Here is a 23354-nt window from a genome sequence, read left to right as displayed (position 1 = left end):
AAATCCAAAGCAACCTTCCTGCAGCCCTGAGGGTCTTTACTACATATCCAACATTGTCAGGAACAAATGCGTCAAAGCGCAGCAGGACCAGGCTCAAGGCGGATACACTGATGACAAACCTCCTGATTCTGGATCAGTGAGCCGAACATATCCTGCCCAAGTATACAGACCAATTTAAAGTACGCTATCAACTGCCCGGTGTCGTCTCTTATGAACAGCATTCTTTCGTTGCCCAGACCTTTCCTTCTTTGCGTGCTCGCCTGCCTGCTGGCAGGCTGCTCTTTGCCGTCCCTGGACAGTAGAACAGGCAGCAAGGCATTGAACGAAGCGCAGGTCAGCAATACGGCCTTAGGGCGAGCCCTATTGCCCCTGGTCCAGGCACATCCAGGCAAAAGCGGTATATATGCACTAGCCGACGCCCATGAGGCTTTCGCCGCACGCACGCTGCTGGCACGTGCCGCACAAAAATCGCTGGATGTGCAGTATTACATTTGGCATGACGACATCACAGGAACTCTGCTTCTTGAAGAACTGCGCACAGCAGCCGACAGAGGCGTCCGTGTCCGCCTGCTGCTTGACGACAACGGCACGGCAGGTCTGGATGAAGCGCTTGCTGCCCTGAATAATCATCCGAATATCGAAATTCGGCTGTTCAATCCGTTTATCGTACGCTGGCCAAAATCCACAGGCTTTGTTACCGACTTTATGCGTGCAAATCGCCGCATGCACAACAAATCGTTTACCGCAGACAACCAGGCAACAATTATTGGCGGGCGCAATGTGGGTGATGAATATTTCGGGGCGGGTGAATCCGTTTTGTTTGCCGATCTGGATGTTCTGGCTATCGGCAAAGCTACAGGCGACGTTTCCACCGATTTCGATCGTTACTGGGCAAGCAAGTCATCTTATCCTGTCGACTTGATCTTGCCGCAGGTCGACGCAACAATCCTGCCACAGCTCAAAGCCAGGGCCGAAAGCCTGCTAAAGTCCCAGGCGGCCGCCCAATATACGCAAGCGATCAGAACCTCGCCGTTTATCTCGAAGATGCTAACGGGCAATCTAAGTTTCGAGTGGGCCGATGTTCGGATGGTCAGCGATGATCCAGCCAAAGGCCTTGGCAAGGCAACATCAGACGGCTTGCTGATCTATCAACTGGCTGACGTGCTTGGGCGCCCAACCCGTACCATTGATCTGATATCGCCGTACTTTGTACCCACTGCCGCCGGCGTCGAGGTATTTACAAAAATGGCCCAGGGCGGTGTAAAACTACGAGTTTTGACCAATTCACTGGATGCCACGGACGTTTCTGCCGTCCACGCTGGCTACGCCAAACGGCGTAAAGATCTCCTGGCTGCCGGTATCAAACTCTATGAGTTGCAACGCGTATCCACCACCGACAAGCGCAATGATAGCGCCGGGCCTTTAGGCAGTTCCGGATCCAGTCTTCACGCAAAAACATTTGCCGTTGACCATAAGCGCGTATTTGTCGGATCGTTCAACTTCGACCCCCGATCAACTCATCTTAATACCGAAATGGGTTTTGTCATTGAGAGCCCCAACCTGGCATTGCAGATGGAAAGCTACTTTGATAAAGAGATCGCCAAAACATCGTACGAAGTTCGCCTATCTGAAGCGGGTGACGTGTATTGGATAGAGCACCGGGACGGCAAACTGATCCGCTACAACTCGGAACCCGAGACCAGCCTGCTCAAACGCGGCATTGTCTGGTTTCTGTCGATACTGCCCATTGAGTGGCTATTGTAATAGCGAGAGATTATGAAATTTTAAGATCTATAGCTCTGACCAGAATGATCTTGTCGGGTCAGATGATGGATTTAATGAAGGGTTCTACCCGATCTACAGTATTGTCGTGCAAGCATTGCCCCGACCGTACAATTGAATGCCGGGGCCGGACAAATTACTTAATGGCTGCAGCAATTTGCCGGGCAAGTGCTGCTATCTCGTCCATATCCCCTTTTACACGACCATGACGTTCCACTGTTTGCCCAATATACCGGGGGACCAGGTGAAAATGCACGTGGTCAACGGTTTGTCCGGCGATCTCCTTATTGAACTGTGACAGGATAAAGCCGTCAGCTTTGGTCACTTCCAGCAGCGCTGGCGCGATTTTTTTTGCAGTGGCCACACATGCCTGAGCACCTTCCAACGACAAATCGAGTAGCGTTTCTGCCTCTTCCTTGGTCAGAATAAGCAAGTGTCCTCGCGTTTGCGGCATGATGTCCATCATGGCGTATGTCTTGTCGTCTTCATAGATTTTGAAGGACGGCGCCTCCTCCCGAAGAATTTTCGCGAAAATATTCTGACTATCGTAGGCCATGTTTGCTCCTCTATCGCCTGGTTGAAAACGGATATGGTCCCGTCAATGGGGTCCTGGGCATTGCTGCAACGCGGCACAATATGCACTCACGCTGGATTATCTCGAATTATAAGCAGGAATTGTGAACAACGTGATTGAAGCTATTGGGAAACCGTAATTTTCCGCCAAAGAGAGATAGACCTCTGATGTACAAGGTCCTGGTGAATCGACGTGCTGAGTGAAGATACGCTGGAGTCGGCTTCATTGGCCGCGAGAATAAAGATAAAACGTGATTTTCTCCAACGCTGCCACGGCGTCAGATTGTTTGTTTTCAAGCGGTTGGTTAAACGTCTCCCTGTTTTTCTGGCAGCACCCCTCCGCTCGTTACGCCAGCACGCTCTATTTCGCGCGATCAGATCTGTTTCTTCCGTAAATGGCGTACCGTCTGCGCTCATCTTGCCTGCTTTGCCCCTTCTTTGGGATATTGCCAGTGTACGCCAGCTGGCGTGGACCACCGCCTGCCCTCCCCCGTTTGGGACATAGAGAACTTAATTAGTTCCCCGCTGACGCCAGTCAGACTTCCCTACCCGACCATCCTTCAGTGAGGCTTTCTCCTATACACCGCTCGAACGACGCAAATTTTATTCAGAAGGCCTTTATACCCGCTAACGATTTTTCCGTGCGGCACAACCCGGAGGGGTCCCTATCCCGTCTATATTCCCAGGGGAAATTTCGCTATTTGTACCGATCAGGCGAGCAAAACCGCGGGCAAAAGACCGGTTAAAAATTATCCAAAACCGTGTTTTTTTCAGATATTTGCCTGTGGATAAGCTCTGGGCGAGTCATTGTGAATAACTTATGTATCAAAACTTGATAAATAGCGGGAAACTGCAAGGTGCCCAAGTTGTTCATTTTTATACACCGGACAAAAGCCAGGTATTCACCAGCCAAATTTCCCGCTAAGTTCATGAATAAACGCGTAAATTCATCCGTTTCAACATATCCACAGAGTATCTATCTCTTAATCTTTTATATATTCAAACAGTTTAATAACTAGAGGTGCTTAAGCACCGAAAGTGCCTGTTGCAGGGTTTCCTGTTTTTTTGCAAAACAGAAACGAACCAGGTTATGGTTTGATCCAACATCATCGGGATTTCGGTAAAAAGCAGACACTGGAATCAAAGTCACTTTCTTTTCCTGAGTCAACCATTTTGCGAAAGCAAGTTCATTGTCCTGAGAGATTGCCGAATAATCGGCCAGAAGAAAAAAGGTTCCCTGGCTACGTATCGGTTTAAACCGGGTATTTTTCAGACCTTCATAGAGAAAATCGTGTTTTTCCTGGTAAAAAGCAGGCAATGTCAGATAGGTTGACGGATCAGCTGTATAAACACCCAGCGCAACTTGCATGGGAGAGCTCACTGTAAACACCATGAACTGATGCACTTTTCGTAATTCAGCAGTCATAACTGCAGGCGCACAGCAATACCCTATTTTCCAGCCAGTCGTATGATAGGTTTTGCCAAATGAAGATATGTGAAAGGTTCGTGCTGCCAAAGCGGGACGGCAACTCAGGCTCAGAAATGGTTTTTCGTCAAAAACAATATGCTCATAGACTTCGTCGGCCAACAAAAGCACGTTAGTGTCAGCAATAATGGTTTCCAGCGCATCCAGGTCGCTAGTAGCCAGTGTAATACCGGTAGGATTGTGAGGGAAATTCAGTATCATCAATCTTGTTTTGGGGGTAATGGCCTCCCCTACCCTGTCCCAATCCACTGAATAACTGCTGTGTTCATCCCCAGGCGCCACAAGTGGTACAAAAACCGGGACTCCACCGGCAAGACGGATTGCTGGTACATAGGAGTCGTAACTTGGCTCCAGCACAATTACTTCGTCTCCAGAATTGACCACGGCAAGAATTGCTGCCATGAGCGCTTCGGTTGCACCACTGGTAACGGTAACTTCGGTATTCTCGTCATATTGGTGGCCATATAGTGTCGCGACTTTTTTTGCGATATTGCTGCGCAACAACTGGTCACCAGGCATATACGGATACTGATTGTGGCCAGTTTTCATTGCCTGGGTCACCAGATCAGTGAGTTTTGGGTCAGGATCGAAGTCCGGGAAGCCTTGACCAAGGTTTGTTGCCTTGAAATCGGCAGCCATTTTGGTCATAACGGTAAAAATTGTGGTTCCAACTGCGGGAAGTTTTGAGGAAATGCTTGTAATCACTTTTTGCGTCTCTTACTGTATTAATTTTATTAACAGGGCTATAATTCTTATTATGCCTGAATGTCGATGATCTTATACACAAACTATACCTATATATTCACAGCATATTCACCGCGTTATCAACATACTTATCCACAATTGTTCCACGTGGAACAATTTAGATAATGTCTTTTATGTGCTATTGCGTTTAAAATAGCATTCCATAGAATTCCTTTTAATGTTCCACGTGGAACATTTCGCTATTCCTACGATTGAAAGAACAAAATGAACTACCCAGACGAATTTGACGTCATTGTTGTTGGTGGAGGCCACGCCGGTACTGAAGCGGCGCTCGCTGCTGCGCGTTCCGGATCCAAAACTCTCTTATTGACCCATAATATTGAAACTTTGGGGCAAATGTCCTGCAATCCTTCAATTGGCGGAATAGGGAAGGGGCATTTGGTTAAAGAAATTGATGCCTTGGGCGGTGTCATGGCCATTGCTGCGGACGAGGCAGGGATTCAATTCAGAATCCTGAATAGTTCAAAAGGCCCGGCAGTACGGGCGACGCGTGTGCAGGCTGATAGGGTGCTCTATAAACAGGCGATTCGTTCTCGATTGGAAAATCAGCAGAATTTGTGGCTTTTTCAACAAGCGGTAGATGATCTTGTTCTTGAAGGGGATAGGGTGATTGGCGCCAAAACTCAGATTGGGGTGGTGTTTCATTCAAAAACCGTTGTCTTGACCGCCGGAACCTTTCTGAATGGCTTAATCCACGTGGGATTGAATAATTATTCAGCGGGCAGGGCGGGAGATCCCCCTGCGATTAGTCTTGGGCAACGTCTTAAAGAAATGAATCTGCCGCAGGGTCGGCTTAAGACCGGCACGCCACCACGTATCGATGCTCGCAGTATTGATTTCAGTAAATTGGAAGAGCAGCCTGGCGATATAGACCCTGTTCCGGTATTTTCTTATATGGGGTCGGTGCAGATGCATCCGCGCCAGGTGTCGTGCTGGATTACGCACACCAATAGCCGAACGCACGATATTATCCGCAATGGGTTGGATCGTTCCCCCATGTATACGGGCGTGATCGACGGGATAGGGCCAAGGTATTGCCCGTCTATTGAAGATAAAATAAACCGTTTTGCCGACAAAGACTCTCATCAGATATTTCTGGAGCCAGAGGGTCTGCTTACCAATGAAATTTATCCCAACGGGATTTCGACCAGTTTGCCCTTTGATGTGCAGCTGGAATTGATTCACACCCTGCCAGGCCTGGAGCACGCGCACGTGCTGCGCCCTGGCTATGCCATCGAGTATGACTACTTTGATCCACGTGGACTCAAACGCAGTCTTGAAACGAAAGTGATTTCTGGTCTGTTCTTCGCAGGGCAGATAAATGGCACTACCGGCTATGAAGAGGCTGCCGCGCAAGGCTTGCTTGCCGGGCTTAATGCGTCCAGGCAGGCAAAAGGGCTTGAATCGTGGACACCGAAACGCGATGAGGCTTATTTGGGGGTGTTGGTAGACGATTTGGTGACGCGAGGCGTGACCGAGCCGTACCGGATGTTTACCTCACGGGCAGAATATAGACTAAGCCTGCGCGAAGATAATGCGGATTTTCGTTTAACGGAAATAGGGCGGCAGTTAGGGCTGGTCGATGATGCCCGTTGGGACTTCTTCAGTAATAAGCGTGATGCCGTTCAACGGGAGGTCTCCAGGCTGGCTGGCACTCGCGTATCTCCCAGGACATTCAACGCTGATCTATCCGAAAAGCTGCTTGGTACGCGCCTGGAACGGGATTATTCGCTTGCGGATTTGTTGAAACGTCCATCGGTGACCTATGACACTCTGACGAATGCAGCTACCGAAGATGGTTCGGTGCTGGCGCCTGCAGATAACTTGTCTGACGCGGTTAAAGAGCAGGTCGAGATACAGGTGAAGTATGCCGGTTATATTGCCCGTCAGCAGGAAGAAGTAAAGCGTCAGAGTCATCTTGAAGAACAGAAAATCCCCGCTGACCTGGACTACGATGCAGTGGCCAGCCTGTCATTTGAAGTGCGGCAGAAACTGAAAGACACACGCCCCGAGACCGTAGGTCAGGCGCGCAGGATTTCAGGGGTAACCCCGGCCGCTATTTCCATTCTGCTGATCAATCTGAAACGTTTGCAGCTGTCGACAAAAACGCTGCGCAAAACAGCACCCGTGGCAGTTGAAGAATGAGCAGGTGGGCATGAGCGAGCATGACAGAGCAGGGCGGCAAGACCGCATTGCAGATGCAGCCACCAGCCTGGGGCTGTTCATTACCGATACGCAGATCCAGCAGTTGATTGGCTATCAGGATCAGTTATTGCGCTGGAATAAAGTGTATAACCTGACTGCCCTGAGGGACCCGGATAAAGTGCTGATTCAGCATGTTTTTGACAGTTTGTCAGTGATCGGTCCCCTGAGTGACAAGTTTGCCCCAAAGCGGACAATTTCTGTACTGGATGTGGGTTCCGGTGGTGGTCTGCCGGGGGCTGTCATGGCTATAATGAGACCTGACTGGCAGGTATGCTGCGTAGATGCCGTTGAAAAGAAAACGGCCTTTATCCGGCAGGCTGCCGGCGTACTCAAATTGCCCAATCTGGTATCTGAACATGTCCGTATTGAACGAAAGCCATCGGCCCAGGTCGACTTGGTTATTTCGCGGGCGTTTGCCTCACTGGTCGATTTCAGTGAGTGGTCAGGCATGCATGTGGGTAGCGGCGGGCACCTGGTAGCAATGAAAGGGCGGCTGGCATCTGAAGAAGTGTCACAGCTGGAAGAAAAGGGCGCGTGGTCGGTTGCGCAGGTTCAGAAACTGAATGTGCCGGAACTGGATGCTGAGCGTTGTCTTGTATGGTTGCAGCAAGTAGGAAAATATGACAAATGAAATAAAATCACCTCGCGTATTCTGTATTGCAAACCAGAAAGGAGGGGTAGGTAAAACGACGACGGCCATTAATCTGGCTGCCAGTCTGGCATTACACAAAAAGCGGGTGTTGCTGGTGGATCTGGATCCGCAGGGCAATGCAACCATGGGCAGCGGCATTGATAAAAATAGTTTAAGCTTAAACATTTATCAAGTGCTGATCGGCGAGGCCAGCATCGCTGATGTACGTGTACGCTCGGAAACCGGCGGCTACGATGTGTTGCCAGGCAACCGCGAACTGTCGGGCGCAGACTTCGATCTGTTTGAACTGGACAATCGCGAGCATCAGCTGAAAAATGCGATTGTCCAGGTCGCTCAAGATTATGATTACGTTCTGATCGATTGTCCGCCCACGCTGTCGTTGCTGACCCTGAACGGGCTGGCATGCTCAAATGGCGTCATCATTCCGATGCAGTGCGAATACTTTGCGCTGGAAGGGCTTTCGGACCTGGTCAACACCATCAAGCGGGTGCACAAGAACATTAACCCGGATCTGAAAATGATCTGGTTATTGCGCGTGATGTATGATTCCCGCGTGACATTGCAGCAGCAGGTATCGGAACAGCTGATGGAGCACTTTGGCGACAATGTGTTCAAAGCTGTCATCCCGCGCAATGTACGGCTGGCCGAAGCGCCCAGTCATGGCGTACCCGGCGTCCTGTACGATAAGTCGTCACGCGGCGCCAAGGCCTATCGGGAATTCGGGCTCGAAGTCATCAAGCGCGTCAAAGCAATGGATAAGGAATAACAGAGGAAATCATGGCAACAGCGTCATCGAAAACGGCCAGCAAAACAGCAGCCAAAAGCACCACCAAAACGCCCGCAAAATCAGCTGCAAAAACGGTATCCCGGGCAGCGCCTGCAGCGGCAAAGAAGGCCAAGGGCCTGGGCCGCGGATTGTCTGCGTTATTGGGCAATGATATCAATGTCATCGAGGACCTGTCCCGTGACGAGGACAAGGGGCCGGAGTTGCCCTCTAGCGTGCCGTTGAATCAGATTCGTGCCGGTAAATACCAGCCCAGAACGCAAATGGACGAGACGGCGCTGAACGAACTGGCCGAATCAGTGCGCAGTCAGGGCATCATGCAGCCGATCCTGATTCGTCCTATTGCCGGCGACCAGCCGGAGAAATACGAAATCATCGCCGGCGAGCGGCGCTTCCGGGCAGCCAAACTGGCCGGCCTTGCCGAAGTGCCGGTGCTGGTGCGCGAGGTAGCCGACGAAAATGCGGCTGTCATGGCGCTGATTGAGAATATTCAGCGCGAAGACCTGAACCCGCTTGAAGAAGCCCAGGGGGTAAAACGGCTGATCGACGACTTTCAGTTCACCCATGAGCAGGCGGCTCAGGCAATTGGACGTTCTCGCTCGCTGACCAGCAACCTGCTGCGTCTGTTGAATCTGGCTCAGCCGGTCCAGAACTTCCTGTTGCAGGGCCAGCTTGACATGGGCCACGCACGGGCGCTGCTGGCCGTGGATTCGGCCACCCAGATCATTCTGGCCAATCAGGTCGTGGCGCGCAAGCTTTCCGTGCGAGAAACCGAGAGGTTGGTCAACAGCGCAGGGCAGAGTAAGGCGCAGCCCAAGCCCAAAGCGGCGAACCGGGATGTGGAACGCCTTGAAGAGGCCCTGTCGGACCACCTGGGTACTCGTGTCAGCCTGAAAATGGGCAGCAAGGACAAGGGCCAGTTGCTGATCGACTTTCATGGCTGGGAGCATCTGAACTCGTTGCTGGAAAAGCAGGGATTGAGCAATATTCTGGAAAGTTGAGGGCGCTGATTTTGCGGACCGATTGCGGCAATTTTCCGACAGTTTGGAAAAAAATTGCGGTAAATCGGGTTAATCATCGCTTTGGTCATAATTAGTACTTGACAGCAAATCGCAAGTACTACATAATCCGTAGTTCTCTTGGTGGAGTGCCCGAGTGGCTAAAGGGGGCAGACTGTAAATCTGTTGGCTTACGCCTACGTTGGTTCGAATCCAACCTCCACCACCAGCCGAATTTGTTCTTTGTGAAGGCTTTTGTTAGTCATTGGCTGCCGGAGTGAGTGATTTGCCCAGATTTGCTGTTTTGCATCTGTGGCAACGGGTCACCCTCCTGCTGTAACAGTGGTGATACTGGTATACGAATATTACCGCCTCAACAATAACAAATTGCGAATGCAGGGAACGTTCCAGGATCCTGCGGGTGTAGCACAATGGTAGTGCAACAGCCTTCCAAGCTGATGATGAGGGTTCGATTCCCTTCACCCGCTCCATCCCGCACCGGTTTCCTAATGTTCAGGCCATATGTACGTTAATTTTTATATGGCCGGGACAAGTTGTTAGAAAGAATTTGCCCATGTGGCTCAGTGGTAGAGCACTCCCTTGGTAAGGGAGAGGTCGCGGGTCCGATTCCCGCCATGGGCACCACAAGCGTTTTAATTATTTATCCAGCCCCAATCTTCAGGAGTCGGTAATGGCAAAAGGTAAGTTTGAACGTACCAAACCACACGTAAACGTAGGTACGATTGGTCACGTTGACCATGGCAAAACAACGCTGACAGCGGCGATTACAACGGTATTGTCTCTGCACTTTGGCGGCGAAGCCAAAGGTTACGACCAGATTGACGCGGCGCCTGAAGAAAAAGCGCGTGGTATCACGATCAACACGTCTCACGTTGAGTACGAAACCGAAGCCCGTCACTACGCACACGTAGACTGCCCAGGCCACGCCGACTATGTTAAAAACATGATCACTGGTGCCGCGCAGATGGACGGCGCGATCCTGGTGTGTTCGGCCGCTGACGGCCCGATGCCTCAGACACGTGAGCACATTCTGCTGTCACGTCAGGTTGGCGTGCCTTACATCGTTGTGTTCCTGAACAAAGCGGACATGGTTGACGATGAAGAGTTGCTGGAATTGGTCGAAATGGAAGTGCGCGAGCTGCTGTCCAAATACGACTTCCCAGGCGACGACACACCGGTCATCAAGGGTTCAGCCAAACTGGCGCTGGAAGGCGACGAAGGTCCGCTGGGCAAGCAAGCTATTATGGCGCTGGCCAATGCACTGGATACGTATATTCCTACACCAGAGCGTGCGATTGACGGCACATTCCTGATGCCAGTAGAAGACGTATTCTCAATCTCCGGTCGTGGTACTGTGGTTACAGGCCGTATCGAGCGCGGTATCGTCAAAGTAGGCGAAGAGATTGAAATCGTGGGTATCAAAGACACGGTCAAAACTACTTGCACGGGCGTGGAAATGTTCCGCAAGCTGCTGGACGAAGGTCGTGCGGGCGATAACGTAGGTATTTTGCTGCGTGGCACCAAGCGTGAAGACGTCGAGCGCGGTCAGGTTCTGGCCAAGCCCGGTTCAATCAAACCGCACACCGGCTTTGCAGCCGAGGTGTATATTCTGTCTAAAGACGAAGGTGGTCGTCACACACCATTCTTCCAGGGCTATCGTCCTCAGTTTTACTTCCGTACAACGGACGTAACCGGTACGATCAAGCTGCCAGAAGACAAAGAAATGGTTCTGCCTGGCGATAACGTCTCAATGGACGTAGAGCTGATTGCACCGATCGCCATGGAAGAAGGTCTGCGCTTCGCGATTCGCGAAGGTGGCCGTACCGTCGGCGCCGGCGTGGTTGCCAAAATTACGAAGTAATTGCAGTAATCGCCATTGCAGTACAACGCGGTGCCTGGGTAGTGTATAGTAGTACATGCATTACCCTCCGCTTCTGAACCGCGCAGAAGACAGGTTTACAGGGGTATAGCTCAATTGGCAGAGCGTCGGTCTCCAAAACCGAAGGTTGTAGGTTCGATTCCTACTGCCCCTGCCACCCATTTGTGGGGCTGTAAACAGCTCAATTTAACATGTCAAATAGCAGTGTAGAAACCGTAACAACACCGTCAGACAAGTATAAGATCGTACTGGCGGTGGTAATTATTGCCGCCGGCATTTTTGCGTATTCATATTTTTCCGATATGAATATCTATGCGCGTGTCGGCATGTTTGTCGGTAGTCTGGTTGTTGCTGCTTTGATTTTCTGGTTCAGCGAGTCAGGCCGTCGCTCAGTCGATTTTGCGACCGGGGCCTATTCGGAGCTCAAGCGGGTGGTTTGGCCAACACGTGCCGAAACCATCCAAATGACCGGAATCGTATTTGCCTTTGTCATTGTCATGGCCATTTTCCTCTGGCTTGTTGACAAACTGATTGAATGGATCATCTACGGCGTGTTTTTAGGCTGGAATTAAAGGACAGGCGATGAGTAAACGTTGGTACGTTGTGCATGTCTTTTCTGGCATGGAAAAAAGTGTTCATAAGGCCCTGCTTGAGCGTATCGAGCGGGCTGGCCTGCAGACCTCATTTGGGCGCATTCTGGTTCCTTCCGAGGAAGTGATCGAAATGCGTGGCGGGCAAAAAGCCATTACTGAACGTCGGATCTTTCCTGGCTATGTGCTGGTTGAAATGGATCTGACAGACGAAACCTGGCATCTGGTCAAAAACACCAATCGTGTGACCGGTTTCCTGGGTGGATCGGGCAATCGTCCGGCGCCTATCTCTGAAAAAGAAGTGGAAAAAATTCTTTCTCAGATCGAAGAAGGCGTTGAGAAGCCCCGTCCGAAAATCCTCTTTGAAGTGGGCGAAATGCTGCGCGTCAAGGAAGGTCCGTTTGCCGATTTCAATGGCAACGTGGAAGAAGTCAATTACGAGAAAAGCAAGGTGCGTGTCAATGTGACCATTTTTGGTCGTGCCACCCCTGTTGAGCTGGATTTCAGCCAGGTCGAAAAAACCTGAGCGGTTCTTTTTCATTAACCCCGGGGAGCAGCACAAGCTGCGATTGAACCCGTAAGGAGCATAGCATGGCGAAGAAAATCGTCGGCTTTATTAAACTGCAGGTACCTGCAGGGAAAGCCAACCCATCACCCCCAATCGGTCCTGCGCTGGGTCAGCGCGGCCTGAATATCATGGAATTTTGCAAGGCCTTCAATGCCAAAACCCAAGGCATGGAACCCGGTCTGCCAATTCCTGTTGTAATTACTGCGTTTGCTGATAAATCTTTCACATTTATCATGAAAACGCCGCCGGCTACGATTCTGATCAAGAAAGCCACCGGTGTCCAGAAAGGTTCAGCACGTCCGCACGCGGACAAAGTTGGCACGCTGACACGTGCTCAGGCTGAAGAGATCGCAAAAACAAAAGAACCTGACCTGACCGCTGCCGATCTTGACGCAGCAGTACGTACGATTGCCGGCAGTGCCCGCAGCATGGGTATTACGGTTGAAGGAGTGAACTAATGGCTAAAGTATCCAAACGCGCGGCGGCTATTGCTTCCAAAATCGATCGTAACAAGCTGTACCCTGTTGCACAAGCCCTGACACTGGTCAAGGAAACAGCAACTGCCAAGTTCGATGAGTCTATCGACGTGGCCGTTCAGCTGGGTATTGATCCCAAGAAATCCGACCAACTGGTTCGCGGCTCTGTTGTGCTGCCTGCTGGCACCGGTAAATCCGTTCGTGTGGCTGTATTTGCCCAGGGCGAGAAAGCCGAAGCCGCCAAGGCTGCCGGCGCCGATATCGTTGGCATGGAAGACCTGGCAGACCAGATCAAGGCTGGCCAGTTCAACTTTGATATCGTGATTGCGTCTCCTGACACAATGCGTATTGTCGGTACCCTGGGTCAGATCCTGGGCCCACGTGGCCTGATGCCTAACCCTAAAGTAGGCACCGTGACGCCAGACGTCGTAACGGCAGTGAAAAACGCCAAGGCCGGTCAGGTTCAGTACCGTACCGACAAGGCAGGTATCATTCACGCCACGATCGGTCGCGCATCTTTCGACATCGACAAGCTTCAGTCAAACCTGGCTGCACTGGTTGACGCCCTGAACAAAGCCCGTCCGGCTACGTCAAAAGGCGTTTACCTGCGTAAGCTGGCCGTTTCATCCACAATGGGTGGCGGAGCGAAAATCGAGGTTGCCTCTCTGGCAGCCTGATAACAGAACTTTGGGCTGTGCCTGATCGCGCATCAGGCATTGCTGTCAAAGACCGCTGGAGCGGCCTGCTCGTCACTCTGTGATGTCCCAGGCTGCTTAAAACCGGAGTAATTTATCCGGATCCTGCGTAGACGGCGTCCCATGGAAGAATTCTTAGCAGAGCTCGACCAGAGGTACGCCGCATATGGTTGACGCAATTGGGAACTGTTCCCAGCCGCGTCTTTAGATGGAGTGTTCAAACCGTGAGTCTCAATCGTAATGAGAAAGCGGCAGTAATCGAGGAAGTATCCGCTCAGGTAGCGAATGCACAATCCATTATTGTTGCTGAGTACCGTGGTATTGACGTTGCTTCTGTCACCGTATTGCGCAAATCTGCACGTGAATCAGGTGTTTATCTGCGTGTTCTGAAGAACACGCTGGCCCGTCGCGCGATCAATGGCACGCCTTTCGAAGGCTTGTCCGATCAACTGACTGGTCCATTGATCTATGCAATCAGTGAAGATCCTGTTTCTGCATCAAAGGTACTTTCTACATTCGCTAAAACGAATGACAAGATCGTACTCAAAGGTGGTGCCCTTCCAGGCAGCATCCTTGATACCAACGGCGTCAAAGCCCTGGCCACCATGCCTTCTCGAGAAGAGCTGTTGTCCAAACTGTTGGGTACCATGCAGGCACCTGTTACACAATTTGTGCGTACGCTTAATGAAGTTCCAACCAAATTCGTTCGTGGCCTTGCTGCCGTGCGCGATCAGAAGGAAGCCGCTTAAGGCGCCCGTTGGTTCTTTCTTAAAGACTAAGCGATACAAAACCCTGGCAATTATTTAAATTTATTCGGAGTTCTAAAATGGCTTTAAACAAAGCAGAAATCCTCGACGCTATCGCCGGCATGACTGTGCTGGAACTGTCTGAGCTGATCAAAGAAATGGAAGAAAAATTCGGCGTGTCAGCTGCTGCTGCCGCTGTTGCTGTTGCTGCTCCTGCAGCCGGTGGCGAAGCTGCTGCTGCCGCTGAACAAACTGAGTTCACAGTCGTTCTGACTGAAACCGGTGCTCAGAAAGTGAACGTCATTAAAGCCGTTCGCGAACTGACAGGTCTTGGCCTGAAAGAAGCGAAAGATCTGGTTGACGGTGCACCAAAACCAGTTAAAGAAGGCGTTTCCAAAGCTGAAGCTGAAGAAGCGAAGAAAAAACTTGAAGACGCTGGCGCTAAAGCTGAACTCAAGTAATCATCTAACGATGATACCCGGAGTGGCTTTAGCCACCTCCGGGTTTTTGCGTTTCTAGGAAAGACGACCTTTTCACTGTCTTGTTGGCAGAATAAATTGAAAGAAGGCGTTTTTCGTGGAGTCGTAAAACCCCATGGATTATGGACAACCCCATAATTCTTACAACCCTCTCGAGTCGGAGTGCTCATGCCTTACTCGTACACAGAACGAAAGCGTATCCGTAAAAGCTTCGCAAAACGCGAAGATGTCCAGGACGTACCTTATCTGTTAGCTACACAATTACATTCCTACCGTACTTTTCTGCAACAGTCGGTTTTTTCAAGCCAGCGCAAGGACGAAGGTCTGCAGGCGGCGTTTAAATCCATTTTCCCTATCGTCAGCCACAATGGCATGGCGAGGCTGGAGTTCGACAGCTATATGCTGGGCGAGCCGGTGTTTGATGTCAAAGAGTGTCAGTTGCGTGGACTGACCTTTGCCTCACCACTGCGTGCCAAAGTCAAATTGGTTCTGATGGACCGTGAAGTCAGCAAACCTACCGTCAAAGAGATCAAGGAACAGGAAGTCTACATGGGTGAAATTCCCCTGATGACTGACACCGGTTCTTTCGTGATCAACGGTACTGAGCGTGTAATCGTATCACAACTGCATCGTTCTCCCGGCGTGTTCTTTGAACACGATCGCGGTAAAACGCACAGCTCGGGCAAATTGTTGTTTTCTGCCCGCGTTATCCCTTACCGTGGCTCATGGCTTGACTTTGAGTTCGATCCGAAGGACGTGCTGTTCTTCCGTATCGACCGTCGCCGCAAGATGCCCGTGACCATCCTGCTCAAGGCCATTGGCCTGACACCGGAAACCATTCTGGCGCATTTCTACGAATTTGATAATTTTGATATCAAATCCGAAGGCGCGCTGATGCAGATGGTGCCTGAGCGGTGGAAGGGCGAGGTAGCCCGTTTCGATATTACCGACAAGAACGGCACTGTGCTGGTCGAAAAAGACAAGCGTATCAACAGCAAGCACCTGCGCGAACTGGCAAACGCCAAGATCGAACGCATTTCTGTGCCTGAAGACTATCTGGTTGGTCGTGTGCTGGCCAAGAATGTGATCAGTGCGGACACCGGCGAAGTGATTGCCAATGCCAATGATGAGATCACCGAGTCCCTGCTGGCCAAGATCCGTGATGCGAATGTGCATGAAATCCAGACCCTTTTCACCAATGAACTGGATCGTGGCGCGTTTATTTCACTGACCCTGCGCACCGATGAAACGGCAGACCAGATGGCTGCCCGCGTAGCGATCTATCGCATGATGCGTCCTGGTGAGCCGCCGACCGAAGAAGCGGTCGAGGCACTGTTCCAGCGTCTGTTCTATAGCGAAGAGTCTTACGATCTGTCCCGCGTGGGCCGGATGAAAGTTAACAGCCGTCTGGGCCGTGGTGACGATATCACCGGTCCGATGACACTGACCGACGAAGACATTCTGGAAACCATCAAGGTGCTGGTTGCGCTGCGTAACGGCCAGGGCGTAATCGACGACATCGATCACCTGGGTAACCGTCGCGTGCGTTGTGTGGGCGAACTGGCAGAGAACCAGTTCCGTGCCGGTCTGGTGCGCGTCGAGCGTGCAGTCAAAGAACGCCTGGGTCAGGCCGAGGCCGATAACCTGATGCCGCACGATCTGATCAACTCCAAGCCTATTTCGGCAGCGATCAAGGAGTTCTTCGGTTCAAGCCAGCTGTCGCAGTTCATGGACCAGACCAATCCGCTGTCCGAAATTACCCACAAGCGTCGTGTTTCTGCATTGGGCCCTGGTGGTCTGACGCGTGAACGTGCCGGTTTCGAGGTGCGGGACGTGCATCCGACGCACTATGGTCGTGTATGCCCGATCGAAACGCCCGAGGGTCCGAACATCGGTCTGATTAACTCCATGGCGCTGTATGCCCGTCTGAATGACTATGGCTTCCTGGAAACACCTTACCGCAAGATTATCGATGGCAAGGTCAGTGACCAGATCGAGTATCTGTCGGCCATTGAGGAAAGCAACTATGTGATCGCCCAGGCCAATGCGGTGCTGGATGCAGAAGGTCGCTTCCAGGATGACCTGATCGCCTGCCGTGAAGCCGGTGAAACCATGCTGACTGCACCTGAAAATGTGCACTACATGGACGTGGCGCCATCGCAGATCGTTTCCGTGGCGGCCTCGCTGATTCCGTTCCTTGAACACGATGATGCGAACCGGGCGCTGATGGGCGCCAACATGCAACGTCAGGCTGTCCCTTGCCTGCGTCCTGAAAAACCACTGGTTGGTACTGGTATTGAACGTACCGTGGCGGTTGACTCGGGCACGACAGTGCAGGCAACACGGGGTGGTATCGTCGATCATGTTGATGCCGATCGCGTCGTGATCCGGGTCAATGACGACGAGAACCAGGCGGGTGAAGTCGGTGTGGATATCTACAACCTGATCAAGTACACGCGTTCCAACCAGAACACCAACATCAACCAGCGTCCTATCGTCAGACGTGGTGATCACGTTGCCCGTGGCGATGTGCTGGCCGATGGTGCGTCGACCGATCTGGGCGAACTGGCCCTGGGTCAGAACATGCTGATCGCGTTCATGCCATGGAACGGCTATAACTTCGAGGATTCGATCCTGATCTCCGAAAAAGTTGTGGCCGACGACCGTTATACGTCTATCCATATCGAAGAGCTGACCGTCGTTGCCCGTGATACCAAACTCGGTAACGAGGAAATCACACGCGACATCAGCAACCTGGCAGAAACCCAGCTGAACCGTCTTGACGAGTCTGGTATTGTGCATATTGGTGCAGAAGTGCGCGCCGATGACGTACTGGTCGGTAAAGTCACGCCAAAAGGCGAGACCCAGCTGACACCGGAAGAAAAACTGCTGCGTGCGATTTTCGGTGAAAAAGCCTCTGACGTAAAAGACACCTCGCTGCGCGTGCCTTCAGGCATGGTCGGCACCGTGATCGACGTTCAGGTCTTTACGCGTGAAGGCGTTCCCCGCGACAAGCGTGCCGAGGCCATCATCAATGATGAGCTGAGCCGCTACCGTCAGGATCTGAATGACCAGTTGCGTATTGTTGAGAACGACACCTTCGATCGTATCCGCAAGCTGCTGATCGGCAAGACTGTCAACGGCGGCCCGAACCGTCTGCCAAAAGGCTCGGTCATTACCGAAGAATATCTGGACGGCGTAGAGCGCTGGCATTGGTTCGATATCCGTCTGTCTGACGAAGGCGCCGCAGTGGCCCTGGAACAGACCAAGGAATCGGTCGAGCAGAAACGCCATGAGTTTGATCTGGCCTTCGAAGAGAAGCGCAAGAAACTGACGCAGGGCGATGAACTGCCACCGGGCGTGCTCAAGATGATCAAGGTCTATCTGGCCGTGAAACGTCGTCTGCAGCCAGGTGACAAAATGGCCGGCCGTCACGGTAACAAAGGTGTGGTATCGCGTATTACACCTGTGGAAGATATGCCTCACATGGCTGATGGTACTCCTGCCGACATCGTGTTGAACCCGCTGGGTGTGCCATCACGGATGAACGTGGGTCAGGTGCTTGAAGTGCATCTGGGCTGGGCTGCCAAGGGTGTGGGCCACCGGATTGCCGACCTCATGAAAGATGAGCGTACGGTCCAGGTTGGACAGATCCGCGAATACCTGAACAAGGTGTACAACACCACCGGCGCCAAGGCGCAGATTGATACCCTGACCGATGACCAGATCATCGAAATGGCACGCAATCTGCAAAACGGCGTGCCGCTGGCAACGCCGGTATTTGACGGCGCCACCGAGGAAGAAATTACCAGTATGCTGGAACTGGCCTATCCTGACGATGTGAAAGCGCATCTGCAACTGACAGACTCTCGCACCCAGGCTTACCTGTTCGACGGTCGTACGGGCGAGCGCTTTGAGCGTCCCGTTACTATCGGCTACATGCATTACCTGAAACTGCATCACCTGGTCGACGACAAGATGCATGCACGTTCTACTGGTCCGTACTCTCTCGTTACGCAGCAGCCATTGGGCGGTAAAGCCCAGTTTGGTGGCCAGCGCTTCGGTGAGATGGAGGTGTGGGCACTTGAGGCCTATGGTGCTTCGTATACGCTGCAGGAAATGCTGACCGTTAAATCGGATGACATTGCTGGCCGTACCAAAGTGTATGAGAACATTGTTAAGGGCGATCACGTCATCGACGCAGGTATGCCTGAGTCGTTCAACGTGCTGGTGAAAGAGATTCGTTCTCTGTCACTGGACATGGATTTGGAGCGTAAAGAATGAAGGGATTACTAGGTTTATTCAAACAGATTTCCCCGGATGAGCAGTTCGATGCCATCAAGATTGGGATTGCCTCTCCTGAAAAAATCCGTTCATGGTCCTATGGCGAAGTCAAAAAGCCAGAAACCATCAACTATCGGACATTCAAGCCGGAACGTGATGGTTTGTTCTGCGCCAAAATCTTTGGCCCGATCAAGGATTACGAATGTCTTTGCGGTAAATACAAGCGCCTGAAACATCGTGGCGTGATCTGCGAAAAATGCGGCGTTGAAGTAACTGTGACCAAAGTGCGTCGTGAACGCATGGGTCACATTGAACTGGCCAGCCCGGTTGCGCACATCTGGTTCTTGAAAAGCCTGCCATCCCGTCTGGGTATGGTGCTGGACATGACCCTGCGTGATATCGAACGCGTACTGTACTTTGAAGCATGGTGCGTGATCGAGCCAGGCATGACGCCGCTCAAGCGCGGTCAGATCATGTCCGACGACGATTTCCTGGCCAAGACCGAAGAGTACGGCGACGACTTCACGGCCCTGATGGGTGCGGAAGCCGTGCGGGAACTGCTGCGCACGATCGATATCGATCGCGAGGCGGAGTCTTTGCGCGCCGAACTGAAGGCAACCAGCTCCGATGCCAAGATTAAAAAGATCTCCAAGCGTCTGAAAGTGATTGAAGGCTTCCAGAAATCCGGTATCAAACCGGACTGGATGGTCATGGAAGTGCTGCCCGTGCTGCCGCCGGACTTGCGTCCGTTGGTGCCATTGGATGGCGGCCGCTTTGCGACCTCTGACCTGAATGACCTGTACCGTCGCGTGATCAACCGTAATAACCGGCTCAAGCGTCTGATCGAACTGAAGGCACCAGACATCATTCTGCGTAATGAAAAACGGATGCTGCAGGAATCGGTTGACTCGCTGCTGGATAACGGTCGTCGCGGCAAGGCAATGACCGGCGCCAACAAGCGTCAGCTCAAGTCCCTGGCCGATATGATCAAGGGTAAAAGCGGTCGGTTCCGTCAGAATCTGCTGGGTAAGCGCGTGGACTACTCTGGTCGTTCCGTGATCGTGGTGGGCCCGCAGCTCAAACTGCACCAATGCGGTCTGCCCAAGCTGATGGCGCTGGAACTGTTCAAGCCGTTTATTTTCAACCGTCTTGAGATTATGGGTCTGGCGACCACGATCAAGGCCGCGAAAAAACTGGTTGAAGCTCATGAGCCTGTGGTCTGGGATATCCTGGAAGAAGTGATTCGCGAACACCCTGTCATGCTCAACCGTGCGCCTACGCTGCACCGTCTGGGTATTCAGGCATTCGAACCGGTCCTCATCGAAGGTAAGGCGATTCAGCTGCACCCGCTGGTGTGTGCTGCCTTTAACGCCGACTTTGACGGTGACCAGATGGCTGTTCACGTGCCCCTGTCGCTCGAAGCACAGCTGGAAGCCCGCACTCTGATGCTGGCCTCCAACAACATCCTGTTTCCTGCCAGCGGCGAGCCTTCCATCGTACCTTCCCAGGATATCGTGCTGGGTCTGTACTACGCGACCCGTGAACGTATCAATGGCAAGGGCGAAGGTCTGTTCTTTGCCGATCTGGCAGAGCTGATTCGTGCCTATGACAACAGTGAAGTCGAGCTGCAGTCACGCGTGACTGTGCGTCTGAACGAATATGAAAAAGACGACCAGGGCGAATGGCAGCCTGTACTGCGCCGCTTTGAGACGACCGTTGGCCGTGCGATCCTGTCGGAAATTCTGCCTAACGGGCTGCCATTCAGCGTGCTGAACCGTGCCCTGAAGAAGAAAGAAATTTCGCGCCTGATCAACCAGTCGTTCCGTCGCTGTGGTCTGCGCGATACCGTGATTTTTGCCGATAAGCTGATGCAGTCCGGTTTCCGTCTGGCCACCCGTGGTGGTATTTCAATTGCCATGGGCGATATGGTTATCCCGACTGTGAAGGAAGAAATTCTGACGCAGGCCAGCAATGAAGTCAAAGAGATCGACAAGCAATATTCGTCAGGTCTGGTGACTTCGCAGGAACGGTATAACAACGTGGTCGACATCTGGGGCAAGGCCGGTGATAAAGTGGGCAAGGCCATGATGGAACAACTGGCGACAGAGCCGGTTGTAACCCGTCTGGGCGAAAATGCCCGCCAGGAATCGTTCAACTCCATTTACATGATGGCCGACTCCGGCGCCCGTGGTTCAGCAGCGCAGATTCGTCAGCTGGCCGGTATGCGTGGCCTGATGGCCAAGCCTGATGGCTCGATCATTGAAACGCCCATTACCGCGAACTTCCGTGAAGGTCTGAACGTACTGCAGTACTTCATCTCCACCCACGGTGCACGTAAAGGTCTGGCCGATACCGCGCTGAAAACGGCGAACTCCGGTTACCTGACTCGTCGTCTGGTTGATGTGACCCAGGATCTGGTCATCACTGAAACCGATTGCGGCACAAGCAACGGCTATCTGATGAAAGCCCTGGTTGAAGGCGGTGAGGTTATCGAACCGTTGCATGACCGTATTCTGGGTCGTGTAGCGGCTGCCGATATCGTTAATCCTGATACACAGGAAACGGCGATTGCTGCCGGCACCCTGCTGGATGAAGATGCGGTAGAGCTGATCGATCGCATTGGCGTGGACGAAGTCAAGATCCGCACACCGCTGACCTGCGAAACCCGTCATGGGCTTTGCGCACACTGCTATGGCCGTGACCTGGGTCGCGGCAATATGGTCAACACCGGTGAAGCCGTGGGTGTTATTGCTGCCCAGTCTATTGGTGAACCGGGTACCCAGCTGACCATGCGTACGTTCCACATTGGTGGTGCGGCCTCACGTGCAGCCATGGCCTCTTCGGTTGAGACCAAGTCTGCCGGTACGGTTGGCTTTGCCGGTTCCATGCGGTATGTGACCAATGCGAAGGGCGAGCGTGTGGCCATTTCCCGTTCCGGTGAAATCGTGATTTTCGACGATAGCAACCGTGAACGTGAACGTCACAAGATTCCTTATGGCGCAACCGTGCTGGTGGGCGATAACGATACCGTGAAAGCCGGTACACGCCTGGCTTCATGGGATCCGCTGACCCGTCCGATCGTGTCCGAATACTCGGGTGAGGTCCGCTTCGAGAATATCGAAGAGGGTCAGACCGTTGCCAGACAGGTTGATGATGTAACCGGTCTGTCCACGCTGGTGGTCATTACACCGAAATCACGCGGCGGTAAAACGCTGATGCGTCCTCAGATCAAGCTGATCAACGAGGCCGGTGAAGAGGTGAAAATTGCTGGTACCGACCACTCCGTGAATATTTCATTCCCGGTTGGCGCACTGATTACCGTGCGTGACGGACAGCAGGTCAATATTGGTGAGATTCTGGCTCGTATTCCACAAGAATCACAGAAAACCCGCGATATTACCGGCGGTCTGCCTCGTGTGGCCGAGCTGTTCGAAGCCCGTTCGCCGAAAGACGCCGGTATGCTGGCAGATGTCACAGGTACTGTGTCGTTTGGTAAGGATACCAAGGGTAAACAGCGTCTGGTCATTACCGAGACCGATGGTACGGTGCATGAGTTCCTGATTCCGAAAGAGAAACAGGTGCTGGTACACGACGGCCAGGTGGTCAACCAGGGTGAGATGATTGTGGACGGTCCGGCTGATCCTCACGATATTCTGCGTCTGCAGGGCATTGAGAAGCTGGCGATCTACATCGTCAACGAAGTTCAGGACGTGTACCGTCTGCAGGGCGTGAAGATCAATGACAAGCACATTGAAGTGATCGTGCGTCAGATGCTGCGTCGTGTGAACATCGTGGATGCGGGCGATACCTCGTTCATCACAGGTGAACAGGTTGAACGTGCCGAATTGCTCAACGAGAATGATCGTGTGGTTGCCGACAACAAGATTCCGGCGACCTACGATAATATCCTGCTGGGTATCACCAAGGCATCACTGTCTACCGACTCGTTCATCTCTGCGGCTTCCTTCCAGGAAACCACAAGGGTGCTGACTGAAGCGGCCATCATGGGTAAACGTGATGATCTGCGCGGTCTGAAAGAAAACGTGATCGTGGGACGTCTGATTCCTGCCGGTACCGGTATGTCTTTCCACCTGGCCCGCAAGGCCAAAGAGGAAAGCGAACGTGCCGAACGCGCTGCCGTGCGTGCCCAGGAGAATCCTTTCGAGGAGTCTGCTCCGGTTACGCTGGACAATGTGTTTGCACCTTTGGGTACCAACACCGACGAAGAGCCGCCTGCTGCCGAATAAGCGGATAGGTCATCTGTTGTCATCCCGGCTTCGGCCGGGATACCGAAGCGCCTTGCAGCTGTCACGCAAGGCGCTTTTTTTTCATGCAGGCAATTCATGTCCACATGAAAAAATTAACCTCTGT

General features: G+C 52.4%; 16 protein-coding genes and 4 tRNA genes. 18 read left to right on the top strand and 2 right to left on the bottom strand.

What is annotated here, in order from left to right; translation table 11 throughout:
- Nucleotides 1-210 precede the first annotated feature (210 nt).
- Nucleotides 211-1764: a phospholipase D family protein gene (locus INT32_RS06485; RefSeq protein ID WP_193087915.1), complete on the top strand. Its 1554-nt coding sequence runs from the start codon at nucleotides 211-213 to the stop codon at nucleotides 1762-1764.
- Nucleotides 1765-1918: 154 nt separating this feature from the next.
- Here INT32_RS06485 and INT32_RS06480 read toward each other — a convergent pair whose 3' ends face one another.
- The gene (locus INT32_RS06480) at nucleotides 1919-2338 is read right to left on the bottom strand and encodes an HIT family protein (RefSeq protein ID WP_193087914.1); all 420 of its coding nucleotides are present in this window, start codon (nucleotides 2336-2338) and stop codon (nucleotides 1919-1921) included.
- Between the two features lie 1032 nt (nucleotides 2339-3370).
- Nucleotides 3371-4546, bottom strand: a complete 1176-nt coding sequence (locus tag INT32_RS06475) for a methionine aminotransferase (RefSeq protein ID WP_370540184.1) — start codon at nucleotides 4544-4546, stop codon at nucleotides 3371-3373.
- 264 nt (nucleotides 4547-4810) lie between these two features.
- Between INT32_RS06475 and mnmG the strand changes: the two genes are divergently transcribed.
- From mnmG to rpoC, 17 genes are all read left to right on the top strand, one after another.
- Nucleotides 4811-6751: a tRNA uridine-5-carboxymethylaminomethyl(34) synthesis enzyme MnmG gene (gene mnmG / locus INT32_RS06470; protein WP_193087913.1), complete on the top strand. Its 1941-nt coding sequence runs from the start codon at nucleotides 4811-4813 to the stop codon at nucleotides 6749-6751.
- A gap of 10 nt (nucleotides 6752-6761) precedes the next feature.
- Entirely contained in the window at nucleotides 6762-7442 is a 681-nt protein-coding gene (gene rsmG / locus INT32_RS06465; RefSeq protein ID WP_193087912.1) for a 16S rRNA (guanine(527)-N(7))-methyltransferase RsmG, read from the top strand.
- Nucleotides 7432-8229 (top strand): ParA family protein, encoded by a 798-nt coding sequence (locus INT32_RS06460; RefSeq protein WP_193087911.1) that lies wholly within the window; start codon nucleotides 7432-7434, stop codon nucleotides 8227-8229. The genes rsmG and INT32_RS06460 overlap by 11 nt, the downstream gene beginning before the upstream one ends.
- 11 nt (nucleotides 8230-8240) lie before the next feature.
- Nucleotides 8241-9248 carry a ParB/RepB/Spo0J family partition protein gene (locus tag INT32_RS06455; protein WP_193087910.1) on the top strand — a complete coding sequence of 336 codons (1008 nt, stop codon included), beginning with the start codon at nucleotides 8241-8243 and terminating at the stop codon, nucleotides 9246-9248.
- 140 nt (nucleotides 9249-9388) lie between these two features.
- Nucleotides 9389-9474, top strand: a tRNA-Tyr gene (locus INT32_RS06450).
- A 188-nt stretch (nucleotides 9475-9662) separates the two neighbouring features.
- Nucleotides 9663-9736, top strand: a tRNA-Gly gene (locus INT32_RS06445).
- Between the two features lie 79 nt (nucleotides 9737-9815).
- Nucleotides 9816-9890 (top strand) — tRNA-Thr (locus tag INT32_RS06440).
- 46 nt (nucleotides 9891-9936) lie between these two features.
- Nucleotides 9937-11127, top strand: coding sequence for an elongation factor Tu (gene tuf / locus INT32_RS06435; RefSeq protein WP_193087855.1), 1191 nt, complete (start codon nucleotides 9937-9939; stop codon nucleotides 11125-11127).
- A gap of 99 nt (nucleotides 11128-11226) precedes the next feature.
- Nucleotides 11227-11302: transfer RNA gene (locus INT32_RS06430), tRNA-Trp, on the top strand.
- A gap of 34 nt (nucleotides 11303-11336) precedes the next feature.
- Nucleotides 11337-11717 carry a preprotein translocase subunit SecE gene (gene secE / locus INT32_RS06425; protein WP_193087909.1) on the top strand — a complete coding sequence of 127 codons (381 nt, stop codon included), beginning with the start codon at nucleotides 11337-11339 and terminating at the stop codon, nucleotides 11715-11717.
- A gap of 10 nt (nucleotides 11718-11727) precedes the next feature.
- Entirely contained in the window at nucleotides 11728-12261 is a 534-nt protein-coding gene (gene nusG, locus INT32_RS06420; protein WP_014752667.1) for a transcription termination/antitermination protein NusG, read from the top strand.
- A gap of 65 nt (nucleotides 12262-12326) precedes the next feature.
- Nucleotides 12327-12761 (top strand): 50S ribosomal protein L11, encoded by a 435-nt coding sequence (gene rplK / locus INT32_RS06415; protein WP_193087908.1) that lies wholly within the window; start codon nucleotides 12327-12329, stop codon nucleotides 12759-12761.
- Nucleotides 12761-13456: a 50S ribosomal protein L1 gene (gene rplA / locus INT32_RS06410; protein ID WP_193087907.1), complete on the top strand. Its 696-nt coding sequence runs from the start codon at nucleotides 12761-12763 to the stop codon at nucleotides 13454-13456. The genes rplK and rplA overlap by 1 nt, the downstream gene beginning before the upstream one ends.
- 242 nt (nucleotides 13457-13698) lie before the next feature.
- Nucleotides 13699-14223, top strand: a complete 525-nt coding sequence (gene rplJ, locus INT32_RS06405) for a 50S ribosomal protein L10 (protein WP_193087906.1) — start codon at nucleotides 13699-13701, stop codon at nucleotides 14221-14223.
- 77 nt (nucleotides 14224-14300) lie between these two features.
- Nucleotides 14301-14681 (top strand): 50S ribosomal protein L7/L12, encoded by a 381-nt coding sequence (rplL, locus tag INT32_RS06400; RefSeq protein ID WP_014752663.1) that lies wholly within the window; start codon nucleotides 14301-14303, stop codon nucleotides 14679-14681.
- Nucleotides 14682-14867: 186 nt separating this feature from the next.
- Nucleotides 14868-18983, top strand: a complete 4116-nt coding sequence (gene rpoB, locus INT32_RS06395; protein ID WP_193087905.1) for a DNA-directed RNA polymerase subunit beta — start codon at nucleotides 14868-14870, stop codon at nucleotides 18981-18983.
- Nucleotides 18980-23230, top strand: coding sequence for a DNA-directed RNA polymerase subunit beta' (rpoC, locus tag INT32_RS06390; RefSeq protein ID WP_193087904.1), 4251 nt, complete (start codon nucleotides 18980-18982; stop codon nucleotides 23228-23230). Before rpoB ends, rpoC begins: the two co-directional genes overlap by 4 nt.
- The last annotated feature ends 124 nt before the right edge of the window (nucleotides 23231-23354 follow it).

It is taken from the genome of Advenella sp. FME57, assembly GCF_014897675.1.
GTDB lineage: Bacteria > Pseudomonadota > Gammaproteobacteria > Burkholderiales > Burkholderiaceae_B > Advenella.
Note: the sequence above shows the minus strand (reverse complement) of the source record. Positions and strands in the feature narration are given on the sequence as shown.